Origin of the sequence: Herbiconiux sp. 11R-BC (assembly GCF_049472555.1) — a bacterium.
Taxonomy (GTDB): Bacteria; Actinomycetota; Actinomycetes; order Actinomycetales; family Microbacteriaceae; genus Herbiconiux.
Genome location: NZ_JBCEBO010000002.1, coordinates 272112 through 289926, shown reverse-complemented (window position 1 = coordinate 289926; position 17815 = coordinate 272112). Strand labels below are relative to the sequence as shown.

Sequence of the window (17815 nt, the reverse complement as noted above, 5' to 3'; positions counted from 1 at the left end):
AATGGTATGGGGTCGACCCCCGCTGGGTCACCCCTTGACGGCGCCCGCCATGATCCCCGACACCAGCTGCTTGCCGGCCAGCACGAACAGCAGCAGCAGCGGCAGGGTGGCGAGGACGGCGCCCGCGAGAACGATCGAGTAGTCGACGTACTTGGCCGACTGCAGCTGGCTGAGCGCCACCTGCAGGGTCGGGTTCTGCGGCACCACGAGCAGGGGCCAGAGGTAATCGGTCCAGGCGGTCATGAAGGTGAAGAGGCCGAGGATGGCCATCGCCGGCCGGGCGGCCGGCACCCCGACGTGCCAGAAGGTCGAGATCATGCTCGCCCCGTCGACACGCGCGGCCTCGATCAGCTCGTCGGGGATGACGTCGACGAGGTACTGGCGCATGAAGAACACGCCGAAGGCGGTGACGAGCGTCGGCACGATGACGGCGCCGAGCGAGCCGGTCCAGCCGAACTGCCGCATCAGCATGAACAGCGGGATGATGCCGAGCTGGGTGGGCACGGCGAGGGTCGCCACCACGAACACCAGCAGCCCCTCCTTGCCGCGGAACCGCAGCTTGGCGAAGGCGTAGCCGGCGAGCGTGGAGAAGAAGACCACCGAGGCCGTGATGATGCTGGACACCAGGATGCTGTTGCCGAGCGCCCTCCAGAACGGCACGGTGTCGATGACCTCGGCCACGTTGTCCCAGAACCGCCCGCCGGGCAGCAGCGACGGCCAGGTCTCGGTGAGGGCCTGGCTGTCGCTCGAGCCCACCACGAACGACCACCAGAGCGGGAAGGCTCCGGCGAGGAAGACGGCGAGCAGCAGCCCGTAGGTGAGGAAGCCGGGCCGGCGGTCGATGCCGAGCGCGCGGCTGCGGCGGCGGCGCGGGGCCGGGGCCGGGGTGGGGGCGGATGCGCGGGGCGCGCCCGCTGGTCGGGTGGCGGTGGCGGTCATCGCTCGGTCTCCTTCGTGGTGGCGCGGGCATCCGGGACCTCGTCGCGCGCATCCTGCACCCCGGGGGCGACACCGGGCACGAAGCCGGAGGCGAGCTCCTGCTCGGCGCGCGAGCGGGCGAGCGCCCGGGCGCTTCTCTTCTTCACCACGCGCGCCTCGGTGGTGGCGATGCGGCGCGAGATCAGGAAGTTGAGCACGCCGAAGGCGACGATGAGAAGGAAGAGCAGCCAGGCCACGGCCGAGGCCTTGCCGAAGCTCTGCCGGTTGAACGCGAGATCCCACAGGTAGAGCACGGTGGTCTGGTACTGCCGCTGCTGCCCGCCCGGCGTCGACACGGTGGGGTCGAAGAGCTTGGGCTCGGTGAAGATCTGCAGGCCGCCGATGGTGGCGGTGATGATCACGAAGATCATGGTGGGCCGGATGCTCGGCAGCGTGATGGAGAAGAACCGGCGGAACGAGCCGGCTCCGTCGAGCGCCGCCGACTCGTGGATGTCCCGCGGCACGGCCTGCATCGCGGCGAGCAGGATGAGGGCGTTGTAGCCCGTCCAGCGCCAGTTCACCATGGTGGCGATGGCGATGTGGGAGGGGAAGACGTCGGTCTTCCAGCCCACGGGGGCGAGGTTGACGGCCTCGAGCAGGTTGTTGATGAGGCCGTACTTCTCGGAGAACGCGCTCGAGAAGATGAGCGTCACGGCCACCGGGGTCACGACGTAGGGGATGAGCACGCTCATGCGCCAGAACGTCTTGGCCCGCAGGTTCTGGTCGAGGATGGCGGCGATCGCCACGGCGGCCACGAGCTGCGGCACGGCGGAGAGGAAGAAGATGCTCACCGTGTTGAACAGCGAGTTCCAGAAGAAGGGGTCGGTGAGCTCGGCGGCGAAGTTGCCGAGGCCCACCCACTCGCCGGGGCCGGTGAGCAGGTTCCAGTTGTTGAGCGACACCACGAAGGTGTAGCCGAGCGGGAACAGGCCGACGAGGCCGAAGAGGATGAAGAAGGGCGCCACGTAGGCGTAGGGGGAGTACTTGACGTCCCAGCGGCCGAGGCGGTGGCGCCAGGGCGTCTTGGGCGCCCGCGGGGGCGCATCCGGAGTCGGCGCGGTCACCGGCGGGGTGATGGTGGCGGTCATGCGGAGGTCTCCCGGGGAAGCTGAGGTGGAGATGAGGGGCGGAGCAGCGGATGCGCGGGGTGCGCGCCCGCGTGGGGCGGGCATCCGGGGCCCTGGGCGGTGGTGCCCAGAGCCCCGGATGCGTGGTGCTACTTGTTGACGACCAGCTGGTTCAGCAGCGTGATCGCGTTGTTCCAGGCCGTCTGGCCGTCGGTGCCCGAGTCGAGCGACAGGGCGGAGGGGCCGAAGACCTGCTCCTGGATGACGGAGTCGTCAGGGCCCTTGTACTGCGCCACGACGCCCTTCGCGCGCTCGGCGAGGATCGTGCCGAGGGGAGCGCCGTTGAAGAAGGTCGACAGCTCGTTCGTGCCGGTGACGGCGGGGTCGCTCTGCGCCTCGATGTTGCTCGGGAAGGCCCCGGCCACGGTGAAGGCGGCCGCCTGCTGCTTCGCCGCGGTGAGCCACTGCGCGAGCGCCGCGGCCTCCTTCGGGTGCTTCGACTGCGTGGGAACCGTCAGGAACGAACCGCCCCAGTTGGCCGGGCCACCGGGGAAGACGTTGGCGAAGTCCCAGCCGGTGCTGGCGTCGCCGCCTGCGGCGGTGACCTGGCCCTTCACGACGCCGAGCATCCAGCCCGGGCAGACGAAGGTGGCGAAGGAACCGTCGGTGAACGCCTTGCCCTTGCCCCAGTCCCACTGCGTCTGGCCCGAGGAGAGGCCGGCTGCGGCGCCGCCGGCGAGCTCGCTCCAGAGCGACTTGAGGTCGGAGTTGTTCTCGATGTTGAGCTTGCCGTCGCTGGTGTAGTAGCCCTCGGGCTGCTGGTTCACCATGGCGTTCCAGATGAAGCCCGACTGGTCGTACCACGGCTTGCCCGTGGCGGCCTTGTACTTCTCGCCGAGCGCGAAGTAGTCGGCCCAGGTGGCGTTCGCGCCGCCGAAGAGGGTCGCGACCTGGTCGCGGTCGGTGGGGAGGCCGGCGGCGGCGAAGAGGGTCTTGTTGTAGCACAGGCCCTCGGGGCCGATGTCGGTGCCGTACCCGATGATGCGGCCGTTGGAGTCGGTGGCCTGCTTCACCTTCCAGTCGACCCACTGGTCGGAGATGTCCTTCGCGCCGTACTGCGAGAGGTCGGTGAACTGGTCGGAGACCTGCATCACCGCGCTCAGCCAGCCCTCTTCGACGGCCTGCACGTCGGGGAGCCCGGCGCCGGCGGCCTGCTTGGTCTGCCAGTCGGTCTTGGCGTTGCCGCCGGTGTCGATGTTGGTGGCCTGGATCTTGATGCCCGGGTTCTCGGACTCGTACTGCGTGTAGAGGTCGTCGAGTCCCATCGTGCCGAACGTGGTGACGGTCAGCGTGATGGGGTCCGAGGTGCTGCCGGTTCCGCCGCCGGACGACGAGCATCCGGTGGCGAGCAGCGCGACCGTCGCGCCGAGGGCGACGACGGCGGCTGTGGTGCGTCGTGAGGATTTCACGGTCACTCCCTTGTGTGCGTGGGTGAATGGAAGGCTGTGAGAGCGCTCTCATTTCGAGACGTGAGAGCGCTCTCACGAACGAGTGAAACCGTAGGTCACGGTTCGGGCGTATGTCAAGCGCGCGCCGCATGCCGATTTCGGCATATTCGTGCCGGAGTCGACTCCACGAGCTCGGCAGGGCCGGTTCTGCGGGCGTCGGCGTAACAGAACTTCGTAATCGGGGGTGGGGGCGGATGCTCGTGCGACCCTGGATGATCACGATCCGGCGAGCGAGAGGAGCGGCGCGTGACACAGGAGATCTCCGGGGCGAGTCGCCTCGGCTTCGCCACCCGCCAGGTGCACGCGGGCGAGGCCGGCACCGCGAGCGACGGCGTCAACGCCCGGGCCACCCCCATCTATCTCAGCGCCGGTTTCGTGTTCGACGACTTCGACCAGGCCCGCGACCGCTTCGGTGGAGCTGAGGACGGGTTCACCTACACCCGCGTGGGCAACCCGACGACGGCCTCGGTGGAGCGGCGCATCGCCGCGCTCGAGGGCGGGCGCGACGCCATCCTGGTCGGCAGCGGGCAGGCCGCGGTCTCGGCGGCCGTGCTCGGGCTGCTCCAGGCCGGCGATCACCTCGTGTCGGCCGAGAGCATCTACGAGGGCTCCCGCGGCCTGTTCCTCGACAACTTCTCGCGGCTCGGCATCGAGACCTCGTTCGTGGCCGACGCCAACGACCCGCTCGCCTGGGAGCTCGCCATCCGGCCCGGCACCCGAGCCTTCTTCGTGGAGTCGATCCCGAACCCGAAGAACGACCTGGTCGACATCGCGCTCGTCGCCGAGGTCGCGCACCGCCACGGCATCCCCGTGATCGTCGACAACACCTTCGCCACCCCCTACCTGCTGCGGCCGCTCGAGCACGGGGCCGACATCGTGGTGCATTCGGCGAGCAAGTTCCTCGCCGGGCACGGCTCGGTGCTCGGCGGCGTGATCGTGTCGGGCGACGGCTTCGACTGGAGCGCCGGTTCCGGCGCCGGTGGCGAGGCCCGCTTCCCGCACCTCACCGATCCGGTGCGGTCGCTCGGCGGCCGGAGCTATGTCGAGCGCTTCGGGGCGGATGCGTTCATCACCTACGCCCGCGACGTCGTGGTCTCGCGTTTCGGGCCCACGCCGTCTCCGCTCAACGCGTTCCTCATCCAGCAGGGCATCGAGACGCTCTCGCTGCGGGTGGACCGGCAGTCGGCCAGCGCCCTGACGCTCGCCCGCTGGCTCGAGGAGCAGCCCGAGATCGAGTCGGTCGACTACTCGGGGCTGCCCTCGAACGCCGCCCATGCGCTCGCGCAGCGCTACCTCCCGCAGGGCCAGGGCTCGGTGTTCGCCTTCACGGTGCGGGGCGGGGAGCCTGCCGCGCGCGCCTTCTTCGACGCGCTGGGGCTGTTCACGCGCATGACCCACCTCGGCGACGTGCGCTCGCTCATCATCCACCCGGCGTCGACCACGCACGCCTGGCGCTCGGAGCAGCAGCTGCGCGACGCAGGCATCGGCGCGGGGCTGCTGCGGGTGTCGATCGGGGTGGAGGACGCCGTCGACCTCATCGCCGACCTCGAGCGCGGGCTGGCCGCCGCGCGTGCCGCGGCCGCGCGCGAATCCACGGTCGCGGAGATCGGCTCGGGCGCACCCGGCGCCGCGTCCGTCCCGGCAGCGGCGGCCGGCGACGCCGACGTCGCCGCCGGCACGACCGCCGGCCGGGCCGCGCCTTTGAGCGCACCGGTGGCCTCGTGAGCCGGCTCCAGCACTTCGGCTGGTTCCTCTCCCGCGGCTTCGGGCCGCACGGCTGGGGGCATCCCTACTACGAGTGGAACCACCGCTGGACGAGCCCCGAGCTCTACCAGCAGTCGGCCCGCACGCTCGAGCAGGCCGGATTCGACCTGGTGATCATCGAGGACGCCCTCTCGCTCGGCAATCCCGACACGCTCGACCTGCGCATCCGCAGCGCCTACGGCGGGCCCAAGCACGATCCCCTGCTGCTCGCGCCCTACCTCTTCGACGTCACCCAGCATCTCGGCATCGCGCCCACCGTGAATCCGCTCGCCTACTCGCCCTACCAGGCGGCCCGGCAGTTCGCCACGCTGCAGCACCTCAGCGACTACCGCTTCGGCATCAACGTCGTGACCGACGTCGGCTCCAGCCGGCACTTCGGGGTCGAGCCGGTCGGGCACGACGCGGCCTACGACCGGGCCGAGGAGTGGCTCGGCGCCATCCGCTCGCTCTGGCACAGCTGGGGCCCGGATGCGCTCGTCGCCGATCCGCGCAGCGGCCACTTCGCCGACGGCTCGCGCTTGTCGGCCACCCGCCACCGCGGCGGGTACTTCGAGTTCGACGGCCCGCTCAACGCGCTGCCGTTCGCCGAGCTGCCCGGTGCCGGGGGTGGGGACCCGGGGGTGTCCGGCACCGGGCGCACCGCCGCATCCGGAGACCCCGTCGTGGTGTCGCCCGGCGGGTCGGGTCGCGGCCTGAACTTCGCCGGGGAGCAGTCGGAGGTGCAGCTCGCCCTCGCCTCGCTCGACGTGGAGACCATCCGGGCCTACCGGGCGAAGGTGCTCGAAGCGGCCCTCGCGCACGGTCGCACGGCGGCCGACATCGACATCCTGTTCGTCTTCAAGCCGATCCTCGCGGCGAGCCCCGAGGAGGCGCAGCGCATCGTCGACGCGTCGGCGCATCCGGACGACGCGGTGCTGGCGCAGATCGCCCTCGGCCAGTCGAGCGACCTCGAGACCGACCTCACGGCGCTCGACCTCGACAAGCCGGTCGACCCCGCGATCTTCGGCGACCACGTGTCCCGCGGCAGCATCAAGGGGCTGCTCGGCAGATTCGACAGCTTCGCCGACGCGACCCTGCGCGAGCTGCTCACCGCCAAGGCGCGGCTCGGGCGCATCGCGTCGCGCGACGGCTACGTCGGCACCGCCGAGGAGATCGCCGACTTCATCGAGGAGCTCGGGGAGGAGGCCGAGAACGACGGCTTCATCTTCTCGGGCGACCTGCATCCCGTGACCGTGCACCGGATGCTCGACGAGCTCGTTCCCGTGCTGCGCCGCCGCGGCATCCTCCGCAGCTCCTACGGCTCCGGCGGCCTCCGCGGCAACCTCCGCGACTTCTAGGCCGGCGGCGGCGCCGCCGTCGTCTTCGCCGGCGAGCCGAGCGCCGGGGCGGCCCCTCCCGTGCGGTGAAGGAGAATCGACCGATGCAGCGCAGTGACACATCGGATCCCGCCCGAGGCGAGCCGGCGCGGGTGGGCGTCATCGGACTGGGCCGGATGGGCTTGCCGATCGCGAGGCGGCTGCGGGCGACCGAACGCGTCGTCGTGGCCGGGTTCGACACGGATCCGCTTCGGCGCGCCGACTTCTCGCCGAGCACGCCGGAGCACGCGAGCGATGCCGTCGCCCTGGCGCGGTGGGCGGACCTGCTGGTGACGGTTCTGCCGGGGCCGCTCGAGCTCGACGCGCTCCTGCGTGCAGGCGTGCTCGGCGCACTGCGGGCGGGAGCGGTCTGGGTGGATCTGACCAGCGGGGATCCGCGCGTGGCGCGCGGGCTCGCGCGGGAGGCCGAGGCCCGCGGGGTGGGCGCCGTCGGCGCGCCGATGGCGGGTGGGCCGAGCGACGCCGAAGCCGGCACCCTCGGGTTCTTCGTGGGCGGGCCGCCCGACGCGGTGGAACGTGCGCTGCCCGTGCTGCACGTCCTCGGTGACCCGGAGCGGATCGAGAGGGCCGGCGACGACGTCGGCGCCGGGCACGTGGCGAAGCTGCTCGCCAACACGCTCTGGTTCGGGCAGGTCGCCGCCGTGACCGAGGCGTTGCTGATCGGGCACGCGCAGGGGATCGATTCCGAGCGCCTGGCCGCCGTCCTCCGGCGGAGCGCCGGCGGCAGCGCCTTTCTCGACCGGCACCTCGACCGCCTGCTCGAGGGCGACTACCTCGAGACCTTCGGCCTCGACCGCGTGGTCGAGGAGCTCGACACGGTCACCGCGCTGGCGGCCGAAGCGGGCCTGACGGTCGCCCTGACCGGCCTCGTCGCCGAGCTCCACCACGAGGCGCTCGAACGCTTCGGTGCGGTCGACGGCGAACTCCTCGTGGCCAAGCTGCTCGAGGAGCGCGCCGGCGCCCGCATCCGTCGGCCCGTCCACGACGTCTGAACGGGCCCTCGGGACTACTTCTGGTCGGTGGGGGTGACCACCGGGGTGGAGCGGGTGTTCACGTCGGGGAGCACCAGGGCCCCCGCCGCCTCGGCGGCGAGCTGGGCCTGGATGCCCGTCTCGTCTTCGCGCGACGCCTCGGCATCGGAACCGGCTGCCGCGGCAGCCGCATCCTGATCGGCCGACTCCTCGAGAGCCGACTTCGCGCGCAGCGGGGTGACCTTGAGGAAGAAGCTCAGGATGAACGCCACGGCCACCACGGCCAGGCACACCCAGAACACGGTCGAGGTGGCGTTCGCCCAGGCGTCGACGAAGGGGAGCGTGAGGCGGGAGTCGGCTCCGACGAGGAACGAGGTGTCGCCGCTCAGCGCGGTGCCGAGCGAGGACGGGTCGGCCTGCGCGTTCGCCAGCACCTGCAGGATGCCCGCGTTGGCCGGGTTTCCCTGCACGGCGGGGTCGGCGGCGGCCGACTGCGTTCCGGCGATGATCTCGGGGTTCGTGAACGCCGAGACGAGGGTCTGGCCGAGACGGGAGAAGAGCACCGAGAACACCACGGCCGTGCCGAGCGTTCCACCGATCGAACGGAAGAAGGTGGAGCTCGAGGTGGCCACACCGATGTCGCGCGGACCCACGGAGTTCTGCGAGGCGATGGTGAGCGTCTGCATCAGCTGGCCGAGGCCCAGGCCGATGACGAGCATCCCGATCAGCACGTACCACACCGGCTTGTCGGCCGACACGAAGGTCATGTAGAAGAACGCCGCCACCAGGAGGCCGGTGCCGATGCGCGGGAACATCTTGTAGCGGCCGGTGCGCGAGATGATCTGGCCCGAGACGATCGAGGAGATCATCAGACCCAGCACCATCGGGATCATCAGCAGGCCGGCCTCGGTCGGCGTCGCGCCCGTGGCGATCTGCAGGTAGTTCGGGATGGTCATCATGGCGCCGAACATGCCGAAGCCCACGAGCACGCCGAGGATGGTGGCCATCGAGAAGGTGGGGCTCTTGAACAGCTTGAGCGGGATGATGGCGTCGTCGCCCATGGCGCGCTCGACCACGATGAACAGGATGAGACCGAGTGGCGCGATGACGTAGCAGAGGATGGCGCCCCAGGAGCCCCAGCCCCACTCGCGGCCCTGCTCGGCGACGAGCAGGATCGGCACGACCGTGAGGATGACCGCCACCACGCCCCACCAGTCGATGCGCACCACGCGCTTGGTGTGCGGGATGTGCAGGAAGAGCAGCACGATCACCATCGCGATGGCGCCGATGGGCAGGTTGAGCAGGAAGATCCAGCGCCAGCCGGTGATGCCGAGGATCTGGTCGGCGCCCGAGAGCAGGCCGCCGAGCAGCGGGCCGATGACGCTCGAGATGCCGAAGGTGGCGAGGAAGTACCCCTGGTACTTGGCGCGCTCACGGGGAGCGAGGATGTCGCCCATCACCGTGAGGGCGAGCGACATCAGGCCACCGGCGCCGAGGCCCTGGATGGCGCGGAAGATGGCCAGCTGGTACATGTCGGTGGCGAGACCGGCGAGGAGCGAGCCCACGAGGAAGATCGCGATCGCGATGATGTAGAGCGGGCGGCGGCCGAAGATGTCGGAGAGCTTGCCGTAGAGCGGCGTGGAGATGGTCGACATGATCAGGTAGCCGGTGGTGACCCAGGCCTGCAGGCTGATCCCGTCGAGGTCGTCGCCGATCGTGCGCATCGAGGTGCCGACGATGGTCTGGTCGAGCGAGGCGAGGAACATGCCCGCCATCAGGCCGAAGATGATGAACAGGATCTGCCGGTGGGTCATCTTGCCCCCGGCCTCCTTGAGCTCTTGGGCGCGGGCTTCGGAGGCCTTGGCCCGGCGGGTCGAGGAGGGGCTGGTGCGAGACATGGAGATCCTCAGAACGGCAGTGCGGGGGAGTCGCGCCAATAGTTGCGCAGGCTGCAAAGTTACACCCATTGAACGGTAGTTGACAAGCTGCAACGACCTGGCGCGTTCGTCGGGTCTCGATGGTGATCGGCAATATCCTGCCGTCAGGGCGGGAACGCTCGAACGGGTGACGGGCGGCGCCGTGCGGTTCGCCTACGCCCCCGCCTATCGTGGTGCGGCCGTCGCCCACACGCTTCCGATCGGGCGAGACCCGGTCGTGAGCACCGGCGGCGCGCTTCCGGCCTTCTTCGCCGGGCTCCTGCCCGAGGGTCGGCGGCTCACCGTTCTGCGGAACGCCGTCAAGACCAGCCTCGATGACGAACTGACCCTGTTGCTCGCCGTCGGCTCCGACGTTCCCGGCGACGTGCAGGTTCTCCCGGTCGGCGAGGCGCCTCACGACCCTCCTTCGCTCGTGGCGGGTGATCTCTCCCGGGTGGATCTCCGCCGCCTGGTCGACGACATCGATCGGCAAGGAATCCCCGGGGTGCAGGACAAGCTGAGCGCCGAGATGATCAGCACCCCGTTCGCGACCGGCGACGGGCGGTTCATCCTCAAACTCGACCCCTCCGACTACCCGCAGCTGGTCGAGAACGAAGCAGTGCACCTGGGGGCGGCGCGGGCGTTGCGCATCCCGGTGGCCACGGCGCGCTTGGTGGCCGACGGGCGTGGAGAGCCGGGGCTGCTCGTCGACCGGTTCGATCGAGTACTGGGCCCCCATGGCGGCTGGATGCGCCGCCCTCTCGAAGACGCGACGCAGGTCATCGGAGTGCCCCCGGCCGACAAGTACCGCCTGCCGGCCGAGGACGTCGTCATCGCGCTCGCTGCCGTGTGCGGAGCGCCGATGGTCGCGGTACGCAATCTCTATCTTCAGTTCGTCTTCGCCTGGTTGACCGGCGCACTGGGCGGAATTCGCGGCGGCCATCGGGCTCCCGGAGCGTGCCGCCGAGTCGGCCAACGCGCTGGCCCTCCGGGCCTCGGGGGCTGTCGATCTCGAGGCCTTCGGGCTGGAGGGCTCCCCCGTGCGTGGCGCGCAGGGAGAACTGCGGTTCCGGCGGGCCGTTCCGGGAGGCTGAAGCAGCCGCAGCCGGCGCGGTCAGCCGCCGAAGAGCTTGCCGAAGAAGCCCTTCTTGCGGGGAGCCCAGCCCGCGGATTCGAGCGCGGCGATGAGCGGCTGCTTGATCTCGTCGGTGGTGAAGGAATAGCCGTAGGTGTTGCCCTCGTGCGAGCCCTGGCGGTCGGTGCTCTTCGCCGCGGTGCCCACGCCGAACTGGAAGCTCACCTTCTTCTCGCGGCCCTTGAACGTGGAGGTGCCGCCGCTGATGCCGAAGCCGCCGTCGCGCTCGGCGTGCACGCGGGTCTCCGATCGGGTGTCGGTCTCGTCGAACGACCACGTCGACTCGGCGGGATCGAGGGTGACGCGCAACTCGTACGAGGCGTCGATCGTGCCTGCGGCCGTGAGGGCCGCCCACTTGACGTCGGCGTACTTCCACGTTCCGACGATGCCGTCGGGCGTGGGGGCGTAGACGAAGGGGAGCTCGTCGCTGTTGAGAGCGAGAACGCGGGCTTGGGCTTCTGCGAGGGGGAGTGCCATGCTCTCGAACCTACGCCCGCGTCGCGCTCGACTGGATGTCCCGGATCTCGCCCCAGAGCTCCGTGGCCTGCTGTCCGGTGGTGGTGCCCGTGATCTGCACGAGGTCGACGGCGGGCCCGTTCTCGACCACCGCGATGCGCACGGCCTGCATCAGGGCGCCCACCCGCGCATCCGGATAGCTGAACTCGATGCGGAAGCCCTCGGTGCCGAGCACCTCCAGGGTGTCGCGGCCGAGCTCCTCCACGCCGGCGATCGATTCCACGCGCTCCACGACCGCGGAGATCGCCGTCTCGAGCGTGTAGCCGGCCGCGAAACGCGAGACGGCGACGACGATGTTGGGCCGGAAGGCGCCCTGCTCGACGGCCTTGCCGGCGGCCAGGACGGCCCCGGAGACCGACAGCGGCGCCCAGTCGTCGGGAACGGTGATGCTCACGGCGGGCAGGGCCGGGGCGGACTCACCGGGGAAGGTCAGGGTGTGCGTCATGATTCGAGCCTTTCTGGAAGTGGTGTGCTGGGCAAGGGGCGGATCAGAACCCGAACAGGTCGCCGACGGATTCGATGGCGTCCTTCGGGCTGAACGAGACGTCGAACTTCACGCCGGCGCCGACGCCGAGGGCCGCCCCGACGTCGACCGAGACCCCGACCTCGTCGTAGGTGACGTTCGCATCGACGTTGGCGTGCGCGCCGATGCCGGCGTAGGCCTCCGCTCCCGCTCCGGCGGTGACGCCGCCGGCCGTGACGCTGGCGTCGACGCCGGCCTTGGCGCCCGCGAAGGCGTCGAAGCCGGCGTTCGCACCGATGCCGTCGGGGCCGATGGTTGCTCCGGCGTTGGCCTGGGCCTCGGCGCCGGCCATGGCCGATCCGCTGCCCTCGGCGCCCACCGCGCCGTTCAGCGCCGAGACCGACCCGGAGGCGTTCACCTCGGCGCCCACGAGGGCGTCGGCCGAGGCGTCGGCGTAGAGCCCCTTCTCCCAGTTCGCCCCGGCGCCGGCCTGGGCGTTCGAGTCGACCCCCACGAAGGCGTCGGCCGATCCGTCGCCCGAGACCACACCGTTGTCGAAGGCGCCGTGCGCCTCGGCGCCGGCCCCCCACTGCCAGCCGGCCTTCGCCCGGGCGTCGACCGAGCCGTCATCGCCCGTGGTGACGCCGGAGTCGGCGTAGCCCTTGTCCTGGAAGCCGTGGGCGGAAGCGCCGTTCTGGTCGTCGCCGGTGCGGACGGAGCCGCCTCCGCCTCCACCCCCGCCGCCGGAGCTGCCGTTGCCGGTCGAGCCGCCTCCACCTCCGGACCCCGACCCGGACCCGTGGCCCCCGGAGCCCGAACCGCCTGCGCCCGGCCCGCCCACCGCATCCGTCGACGCCGCGTTCTGCTCGTCGGCGTTCTTGACGAGGTCAGCGCTCCCGGCCTGCAAGGCCGACACCGCGGCCTTCAGCTGCGCCGTGTAGGTGCCGTTCCAGTCGGCGCGGAACCCCGTCGCATCCGGCCCCTGCCAGGCGGGCGTGTGGTTGACGCTCGTCGTGAGCGTGGCCGTGACCGTGTTCAGCTCGCGCGCGGCCGTCTCGAACTGCTTCGCCAGTGCGCGGAGCCTGTCGACGTCAGCCCCGTAGAATCCCCCAGCCATGACACCCTCTCAGCGCGTGGATCGAATCGGATGAAGAACAGCAGAGGGGCGGGAGCCGCTCGGCCCCCGCCCGGTCCTGCTACGCGTTCGAGGTGGCTTCCTGGTCGGACGCGTTCTTCGCGGCCTTCTGCGAGGCGTCCTCGAGCGCGGCGATGACCTGCTTGAGCGCCGCGGTGTGCGTGGTGTTCCACTCGTTGCGGAAGCCCTCCGCGTCAGGGCCCGTCCACTGCACGCTCTGGAGCGTGCTGGTGAGGCTGGTGAGGATCTGCTGAACCTGCTGCGACTGGGTGTTGAGCTGCTTGCTGAGTGTGCGAACCTGCTCGACGTCGAGACCCCATACGGCCATTGTTCTCTCCTTTTCGTTCCGCGGTCCGGTGCTCGGATCCGCTACTTCCCGTGAGTGCTTCTCACAGGTAAGACACTAGGCAGCCGGTCGACAGGCGTCGATGGGGAGAAGTCCCCATGGCCCTCGCTCAGTCGTCACGGCTCGCCACCTGCAGCTTCACCACGCGGCCGCCCTGAACGAAGAATCCCCGGCCAGGCGGCAGATCCGAGCGCTTGAAGCGGCCGAGCGAGGTGCCGAGAAGCGAGTCGCCGTCGAGCTCGCCCGGCACGAGCAGCAGTCCCCGCTTGCCGTTCTTGAAGGATCCGCCGAGCGTCCAGGCCGACGACCAGGTCGACGACTCGCTCTCGCCCACCACGAACACCTCGTCGCGCAGCGCCCGCTTCACCAGCCGGTCGACGTCGGCCTCGGCGGGAGAGCCGTTGAGCTCGCCCACGTTCTCGACCACCAGGGCGAAGTCGCCCGGCTTCAGGCTGCCCGCGTCGAGCTGCGCCACCACGTCGTCGGCGAAGGCCGCGATCTGGGCCGGCTCCGAGAGCGAGAGGGCCCAGAGCGGCAGCGTCGTGAGGGCGGTGGGCCGCGGCGAGAGGTGCACCAGGCGGATGCCCGGGCGGGCGCGGTGCAGGGCCGTCGCGAGCGTGGCGAGCGCGGTCGAGCGCCCGCTGCCCGGCGAGCCGGCCACGAGCAGGGCGCCGCGCGGGTCGACGCCGAAGGGTGCCAGCGAGTCGTCGCGCACGCCGATGACGGGGAGGTCGCCGGATGCCCCGCCCCGGCCGGCCGGGACCGTCGTCGGCAGTTCCCCGAGCGGGATCGACTCGCCGAGCGTGTGCACCGGCTCCGCGCGCGTCACGCCCTGCCGGGTCATCGCCTCGGCGAGCTTCGCGATCTCCCGCGCCTGCAGTGCCACGTTCGGGTCGGCGCCGAGCATCGCGATCTGCACCTCGTCGCCGTGCATGATGCCCCGGCCGGGAGGGGAGACCGCCGAGAGGGTGTCCTTCGGCGCGTCGACCAGGGCGTAGTCGTCGTCGTTGGCCATGCGCAGCACCAGCCGGCGCTGGATGGTGGAGCCGAGCGAGGCCGGCACCGAGTTCGGCCGGTCGCCGGCGACGACGACGTGCACGCCGAGGGGGCGGCCGTCGGTGGCGATCTGCGAGAAGGCGCTGAACCAGGCCGAGTGCCCCCCGAACTCGTACGCGTCGCGGAAGGCCCCGATGCCGTCGACCAGCAGCAGGATGCGCGCCTCCTCGGGGCGCCCGGCCAGCCGCCGGTACTCGCCGATCGAGCCGGCGCGCACGGCCGCGTACCGGGCCGAGCGGTCGTCGACGAGGTCGCGCAGCATCCGGAGCAGGCGGATGACGCGCTCCTCGTCGTCGCCGTCGATGATCGCGCCGACGTGCGGGAGCTCGGCGAGCATGCTGAGTCCGTTGGAGCCGAAGTCGAGTCCGTAGACGTGCACGGGGCCGCCGCGCGGGGTGACCGCCGCCGAGACGGCGATCATGCGCAGCGTGGCGCTCTTGCCCGAGCCGCCGGTGCCGTAGACGGCCATGTTGCCGTCGCGATCGGGCTCGTAGAACACGGTCGGCTGGCTCTGGCTCGCCGGGTCGTCGATCACCCCGAGCAGCAACCGCTCATCGGTGCGGGGGTTGGGGAGCAGCGAGAAGTCGTAGACGGCCGCGAGCTCGTCGAGCCAGGGCTTGCGGGGCTCGGGGATGCCCGCCAGTGACGCAGCCGTGCGGATGGAGCCCACGAGGCGCGCGATGTCGGTGGGCCCGGCCTCCTCGGTGCCCGTCGACTCCGACTCGGGGGCCTCCCAGGCCGCGCCCGCCCCGAAGTCGAGCTCGGCGATGTCGATGCGGGGGCGCGGGGCCTCGTTGGAGGTGTGGCCGCCGGCGTAGCCGGTCTGGAAGGTGGCCAGTCGGCCCGGCCCGGTCTTCGCCGCGCCGCGGCCCGGGACGGACTGGTCGAAGAAGGCGGCCATCGGGTCGCCGAGGATGTCGCTCGAGTCGTCGGCGTCGGCCATCCTTAGCGCGATGCGCAGGTTCGTGTTGGCGCGCAGGTTGTCCTTGATGACCCCGGCCGGGCGCTGGGTCGCGAGGATGAGGTGCAGGCCCAGGGAGCGGCCGCGCTGGGCCACGTCGACGACGCCGTCGACGAACTCGGGCACCTCCTGCACGAGGGCGGCGAACTCGTCGACGACGATGAGCAGGCTCGGCGGGGTGTCGGGGTCGCCGGTCTTCTCGAGCGACGCGAGGTCTTTGGCCTTCTTGCGGTTGAGCAGGTGCTCCCGGTAGCGCAGTTCGGCGCGCAGACTCGTGAGTGCGCGCCGCACGAGCCGGGGCGAGAGGTCGGTGACGAGCCCGACGGTGTGCGGCAGCGCCACGCAGTCGGCGAAGGCGGCGCCGCCCTTGTAGTCGACGAAGAGGAAGGTGGCGCGGTCGGGGCTGTGCGCCGCGGCCATGCCGAGCACCCAGGACTGCAGGAACTCCGACTTGCCGGCTCCCGTCGTTCCGCCCACGAGGGCGTGCGGACCCTGGCCCCGGATGTCGAGGTAGAACGGCTCTGTGCCGCTGTGGCCTACGAGCGCGCGCAGCGAGCCCTCCTTCTTGCGGCGCACGAGCGGGCCGCCGGAGCGGTCGGCGATGGAGTTGCTCTCGCGCCAGCGGTCGACCACGGCCTCGGGCACCTCGGCGAGCTCGGTGCCGGCCAGGGCGAGGTAGGAGACGGCGCGCGGCAGGTCGGACTCGTCGTCGACCGGCGCCCCGACGTCGACCACGGGCGCGAGACGACGGGCCAGCCGGAGCGCGGTCTCGCCGTCGACGGTCTCGCAGGCCAGCGGGTAGGTGTGCTCGCCGAGGCGCACCTGGCCCGCGGTGGCGCCCTGCGCATCCTGTTCGAGGCTCACGAAGCTGCGGCAGGCGGCGGGCAGATGGGCGATCGAGGGGGCCGACCAGACGATGTGCACGTCGGCGTCGGCGCCGCGTTCGGCCAGGCGGGTGAGGCGTCCGCGGTCGACCGGGGCGTCGTCCTCGACCACGACGATCACCGCGGGGGTGAGGGGTTCGGGCAGGTCTTCGCGGTTCGGGGCCGTGCTGCCCGAGCGGCGCGAGCCGCGAGCGGGCGAGGCGAGAGCCCCCCGCGGTGTCACGGCGTTTCCGGTGCGGCCGGCGATCAGCTCCTCCAGGCGCGCGAGGAGGGCGAGACCTGAGCCGGGGTTGTCGGCCAGGTGGTCGCCGGCCAGGGGGCTGTGCGCCGACCCGGAGTGCGGCAGCCACTGCAGCCACTCCCAGGTGGCTCGCGAGGTGGGCGAGACGAGCGCGCACACCACCACCTCGGCCGGCGAGTGCAGGCCGGCGAGCTGGGTGACGATGCCGCGCGAGACGCCCTGGCGCAGGGCCGGCGACCCGGCGATGCCGAGCGCGCCGATGCTGCGCAGCGAGGCCACGATCGGCACGCCGTCGATGAGGCGGAAGCGGTCGGCCACCTCCTCGAGCTGCGCCCAGTACTCCGGGAGGGCGTCGTTGGACGTGGGCAGGGCGATGACGTCGCGGTTGTGGGCGGTGCCGAGGCCCAGCCGCACCTGCAGGAAGGCCTCGTGCTCGGGCCGGTGCGTCCACATCAGCTGCCCGAGACGTTCGACGGCGTCGACGGTGTCGGCCACGGCCGGGGCCTCGGTGAGGCGCACCGCCCGCTGGATGCGCTGCCGTTCGTGCAGCGTTGTGACGAAGGCGTCGAGCGAGCCGCTGAACTGCGCGATCGCATCCTTCAGCTGGCGGCGGGTGGTGAGCTGGTGGTCGAGCCAGGTGCCGAGCATCAGGATGGGGCTGAGGGCCACGAAGACGATGCTGAGCGGCGAGCGGGTGACGGCGAACAGCACGGCGCCCATGATGAGCGGGGCCACGAGCGCGACGATCGGAAAGCGCTGGGTCTGCGGCTTCTTGGGCGGAACCGGGGCGGGGAACTCCTCGCCGGGGTAGCGGGCCACCACGCGGGGCGAGCGGTTGAACTCGATGACGGGCGTCGAGGGGGCCGCGCCGCCGAGCCGCTGCAGCGGCACGATGCAGATCGCGGTGTCGCCGATGACCACCACGTCGGCGGAGCTGAGCGTGGTGCGTGCCACCTGCTCGCCGCCCATCAGGAGGCCGTTGGCGGAGTTCATGTCGATGATCTCGACGTGCTCGCCGATGTTGATGCGGGCGTGCCGCTTCGACACGAGGCCGTCGCTCAGCCGCACGTCGATGCCGCGCTCGCGGCCGAGGTAGCTCGAGCCGAAGGGCAGGGGGAACTCGGCGCCCGCATCCGGCCCGCTGAGCACCCGCAGGGTCGCGGCGGCGGGGCCTCGCTGGCCCGGGGCGTCGAAGCTCTCGCTGGCGCGGGCGAGCTCGATGGTGGAGCCGGAGCGCACCCCCGCGTCGAGCAGGTTCGCGCGAGGGTCGAGCACGCGGGCCTCGCCGCCGGGGCCGGCGACCTGGAGGGTGAGGTTCGCCGGGGCGGCGGTCGTGGGGGAGCCGGCGGCGCCGCCCTGGTTCGCGTTCGCGCGCTCCGGGTCGGCCGCGAAGAGCGCGCCGGCGAGGTCGGCGACGCTCGCCGTGGCGTCGGCCGTCACCTCGAGCCCGGCCGTGCTGCCGCCGGGGCGTCTGAGTTCGACTTTGATGCGCATCCGC

Annotated in this window: 12 protein-coding genes and 1 pseudogene; 4 read left to right on the top strand and 9 right to left on the bottom strand. The window is 71.4% G+C overall.

Annotated elements, in window-relative coordinates:
- Positions 1–27 precede the first annotated feature (27 nt).
- From VD659_RS06425 to VD659_RS06415, 3 genes are all read right to left on the bottom strand, one after another.
- Complete coding sequence (locus VD659_RS06425; protein WP_423260299.1) at positions 28–939, bottom strand: carbohydrate ABC transporter permease; 912 nt, start codon at positions 937–939, stop codon at positions 28–30.
- Positions 936–2066 (bottom strand): carbohydrate ABC transporter permease, encoded by a 1131-nt coding sequence (locus tag VD659_RS06420; protein ID WP_423260298.1) that lies wholly within the window; start codon positions 2064–2066, stop codon positions 936–938. The genes VD659_RS06425 and VD659_RS06420 overlap by 4 nt, the downstream gene beginning before the upstream one ends.
- A 128-nt stretch (positions 2067–2194) precedes the next feature.
- On the bottom strand, positions 2195–3514 hold the full coding sequence (locus tag VD659_RS06415; protein ID WP_423260297.1) for an ABC transporter substrate-binding protein: 1320 nt from the start codon (positions 3512–3514) through the stop codon (positions 2195–2197).
- Positions 3515–3799: 285 nt separating this feature from the next.
- On the opposite strand from VD659_RS06415, the gene VD659_RS06410 reads away from it, so the two are divergent.
- From VD659_RS06410 to VD659_RS06400, 3 genes are all read left to right on the top strand, one after another.
- Positions 3800–5278 (top strand): O-acetylhomoserine aminocarboxypropyltransferase/cysteine synthase family protein, encoded by a 1479-nt coding sequence (locus tag VD659_RS06410; protein ID WP_423260296.1) that lies wholly within the window; start codon positions 3800–3802, stop codon positions 5276–5278.
- Positions 5275–6654, top strand: a complete 1380-nt coding sequence (locus VD659_RS06405) for an LLM class flavin-dependent oxidoreductase (RefSeq protein WP_423260295.1) — start codon at positions 5275–5277, stop codon at positions 6652–6654. Before VD659_RS06410 ends, VD659_RS06405 begins: the two co-directional genes overlap by 4 nt.
- An 83-nt stretch (positions 6655–6737) precedes the next feature.
- Positions 6738–7685: an NAD(P)-dependent oxidoreductase gene (locus VD659_RS06400; RefSeq protein ID WP_423260294.1), complete on the top strand. Its 948-nt coding sequence runs from the start codon at positions 6738–6740 to the stop codon at positions 7683–7685.
- Positions 7686–7699: 14 nt separating this feature from the next.
- Here the strand turns inward: VD659_RS06400 and VD659_RS06395 are convergent, their stop codons facing one another.
- A complete protein-coding gene (locus VD659_RS06395) occupies positions 7700–9562 on the bottom strand; it encodes an MDR family MFS transporter (RefSeq protein ID WP_423260293.1) in 1863 nt (620 codons plus the stop codon).
- Positions 9563–9728: 166 nt separating this feature from the next.
- On the opposite strand from VD659_RS06395, the pseudogene VD659_RS06390 reads away from it, so the two are divergent.
- Positions 9729–10439, top strand: a pseudogene (locus VD659_RS06390) (type II toxin-antitoxin system HipA family toxin); the annotation flags it as partial.
- Between the two features lie 255 nt (positions 10440–10694).
- On the opposite strand, the gene VD659_RS06385 reads toward VD659_RS06390, so the two are convergent.
- The 5 genes from VD659_RS06385 to VD659_RS06365 form a co-directional block, all read right to left on the bottom strand.
- On the bottom strand, positions 10695–11192 hold the full coding sequence (locus tag VD659_RS06385; RefSeq protein WP_423260699.1) for a hypothetical protein: 498 nt from the start codon (positions 11190–11192) through the stop codon (positions 10695–10697).
- A gap of 10 nt (positions 11193–11202) precedes the next feature.
- The gene (locus tag VD659_RS06380; protein WP_423260292.1) at positions 11203–11676 is read right to left on the bottom strand and encodes an LpqN/LpqT family lipoprotein; all 474 of its coding nucleotides are present in this window, start codon (positions 11674–11676) and stop codon (positions 11203–11205) included.
- 43 nt (positions 11677–11719) lie between these two features.
- Complete coding sequence (locus VD659_RS06375; RefSeq protein WP_423260291.1) at positions 11720–12811, bottom strand: hypothetical protein; 1092 nt, start codon at positions 12809–12811, stop codon at positions 11720–11722.
- A gap of 79 nt (positions 12812–12890) precedes the next feature.
- A complete protein-coding gene (locus VD659_RS06370; protein WP_137838747.1) occupies positions 12891–13157 on the bottom strand; it encodes a WXG100 family type VII secretion target in 267 nt (88 codons plus the stop codon).
- Between the two features lie 127 nt (positions 13158–13284).
- Complete coding sequence (locus tag VD659_RS06365; protein ID WP_423260290.1) at positions 13285–17811, bottom strand: FtsK/SpoIIIE domain-containing protein; 4527 nt, start codon at positions 17809–17811, stop codon at positions 13285–13287.
- Between the last annotated feature and the right edge of the window lie 4 nt (positions 17812–17815).

What these genes read in the sequence shown, in the direction of transcription:
- VD659_RS06385 (WP_423260699.1), bottom strand. Translation starts at nt 11,192, where the DNA reads ATGGCACTCCCCCTCGCAGAAGCCCAAGCCCGCGTTCTCGCTCTCAAC.
- VD659_RS06365 (WP_423260290.1), bottom strand. Translation starts at nt 17,811, where the DNA reads ATGCGCATCAAAGTCGAACTCAGACGCCCCGGCGGCAGCACGGCCGGG.
- VD659_RS06400 (WP_423260294.1), top strand. Translation starts at nt 6,738, where the DNA reads ATGCAGCGCAGTGACACATCGGATCCCGCCCGAGGCGAGCCGGCGCGG.
- VD659_RS06420 (WP_423260298.1), bottom strand. Translation starts at nt 2,066, where the DNA reads ATGACCGCCACCATCACCCCGCCGGTGACCGCGCCGACTCCGGATGCG.
- VD659_RS06370 (WP_137838747.1), bottom strand. Translation starts at nt 13,157, where the DNA reads ATGGCCGTATGGGGTCTCGACGTCGAGCAGGTTCGCACACTCAGCAAG.
- VD659_RS06395 (WP_423260293.1), bottom strand. Translation starts at nt 9,562, where the DNA reads ATGTCTCGCACCAGCCCCTCCTCGACCCGCCGGGCCAAGGCCTCCGAA.
- VD659_RS06375 (WP_423260291.1), bottom strand. Translation starts at nt 12,811, where the DNA reads ATGGCTGGGGGATTCTACGGGGCTGACGTCGACAGGCTCCGCGCACTG.
- VD659_RS06380 (WP_423260292.1), bottom strand. Translation starts at nt 11,676, where the DNA reads ATGACGCACACCCTGACCTTCCCCGGTGAGTCCGCCCCGGCCCTGCCC.
- VD659_RS06425 (WP_423260299.1), bottom strand. Translation starts at nt 939, where the DNA reads ATGACCGCCACCGCCACCCGACCAGCGGGCGCGCCCCGCGCATCCGCC.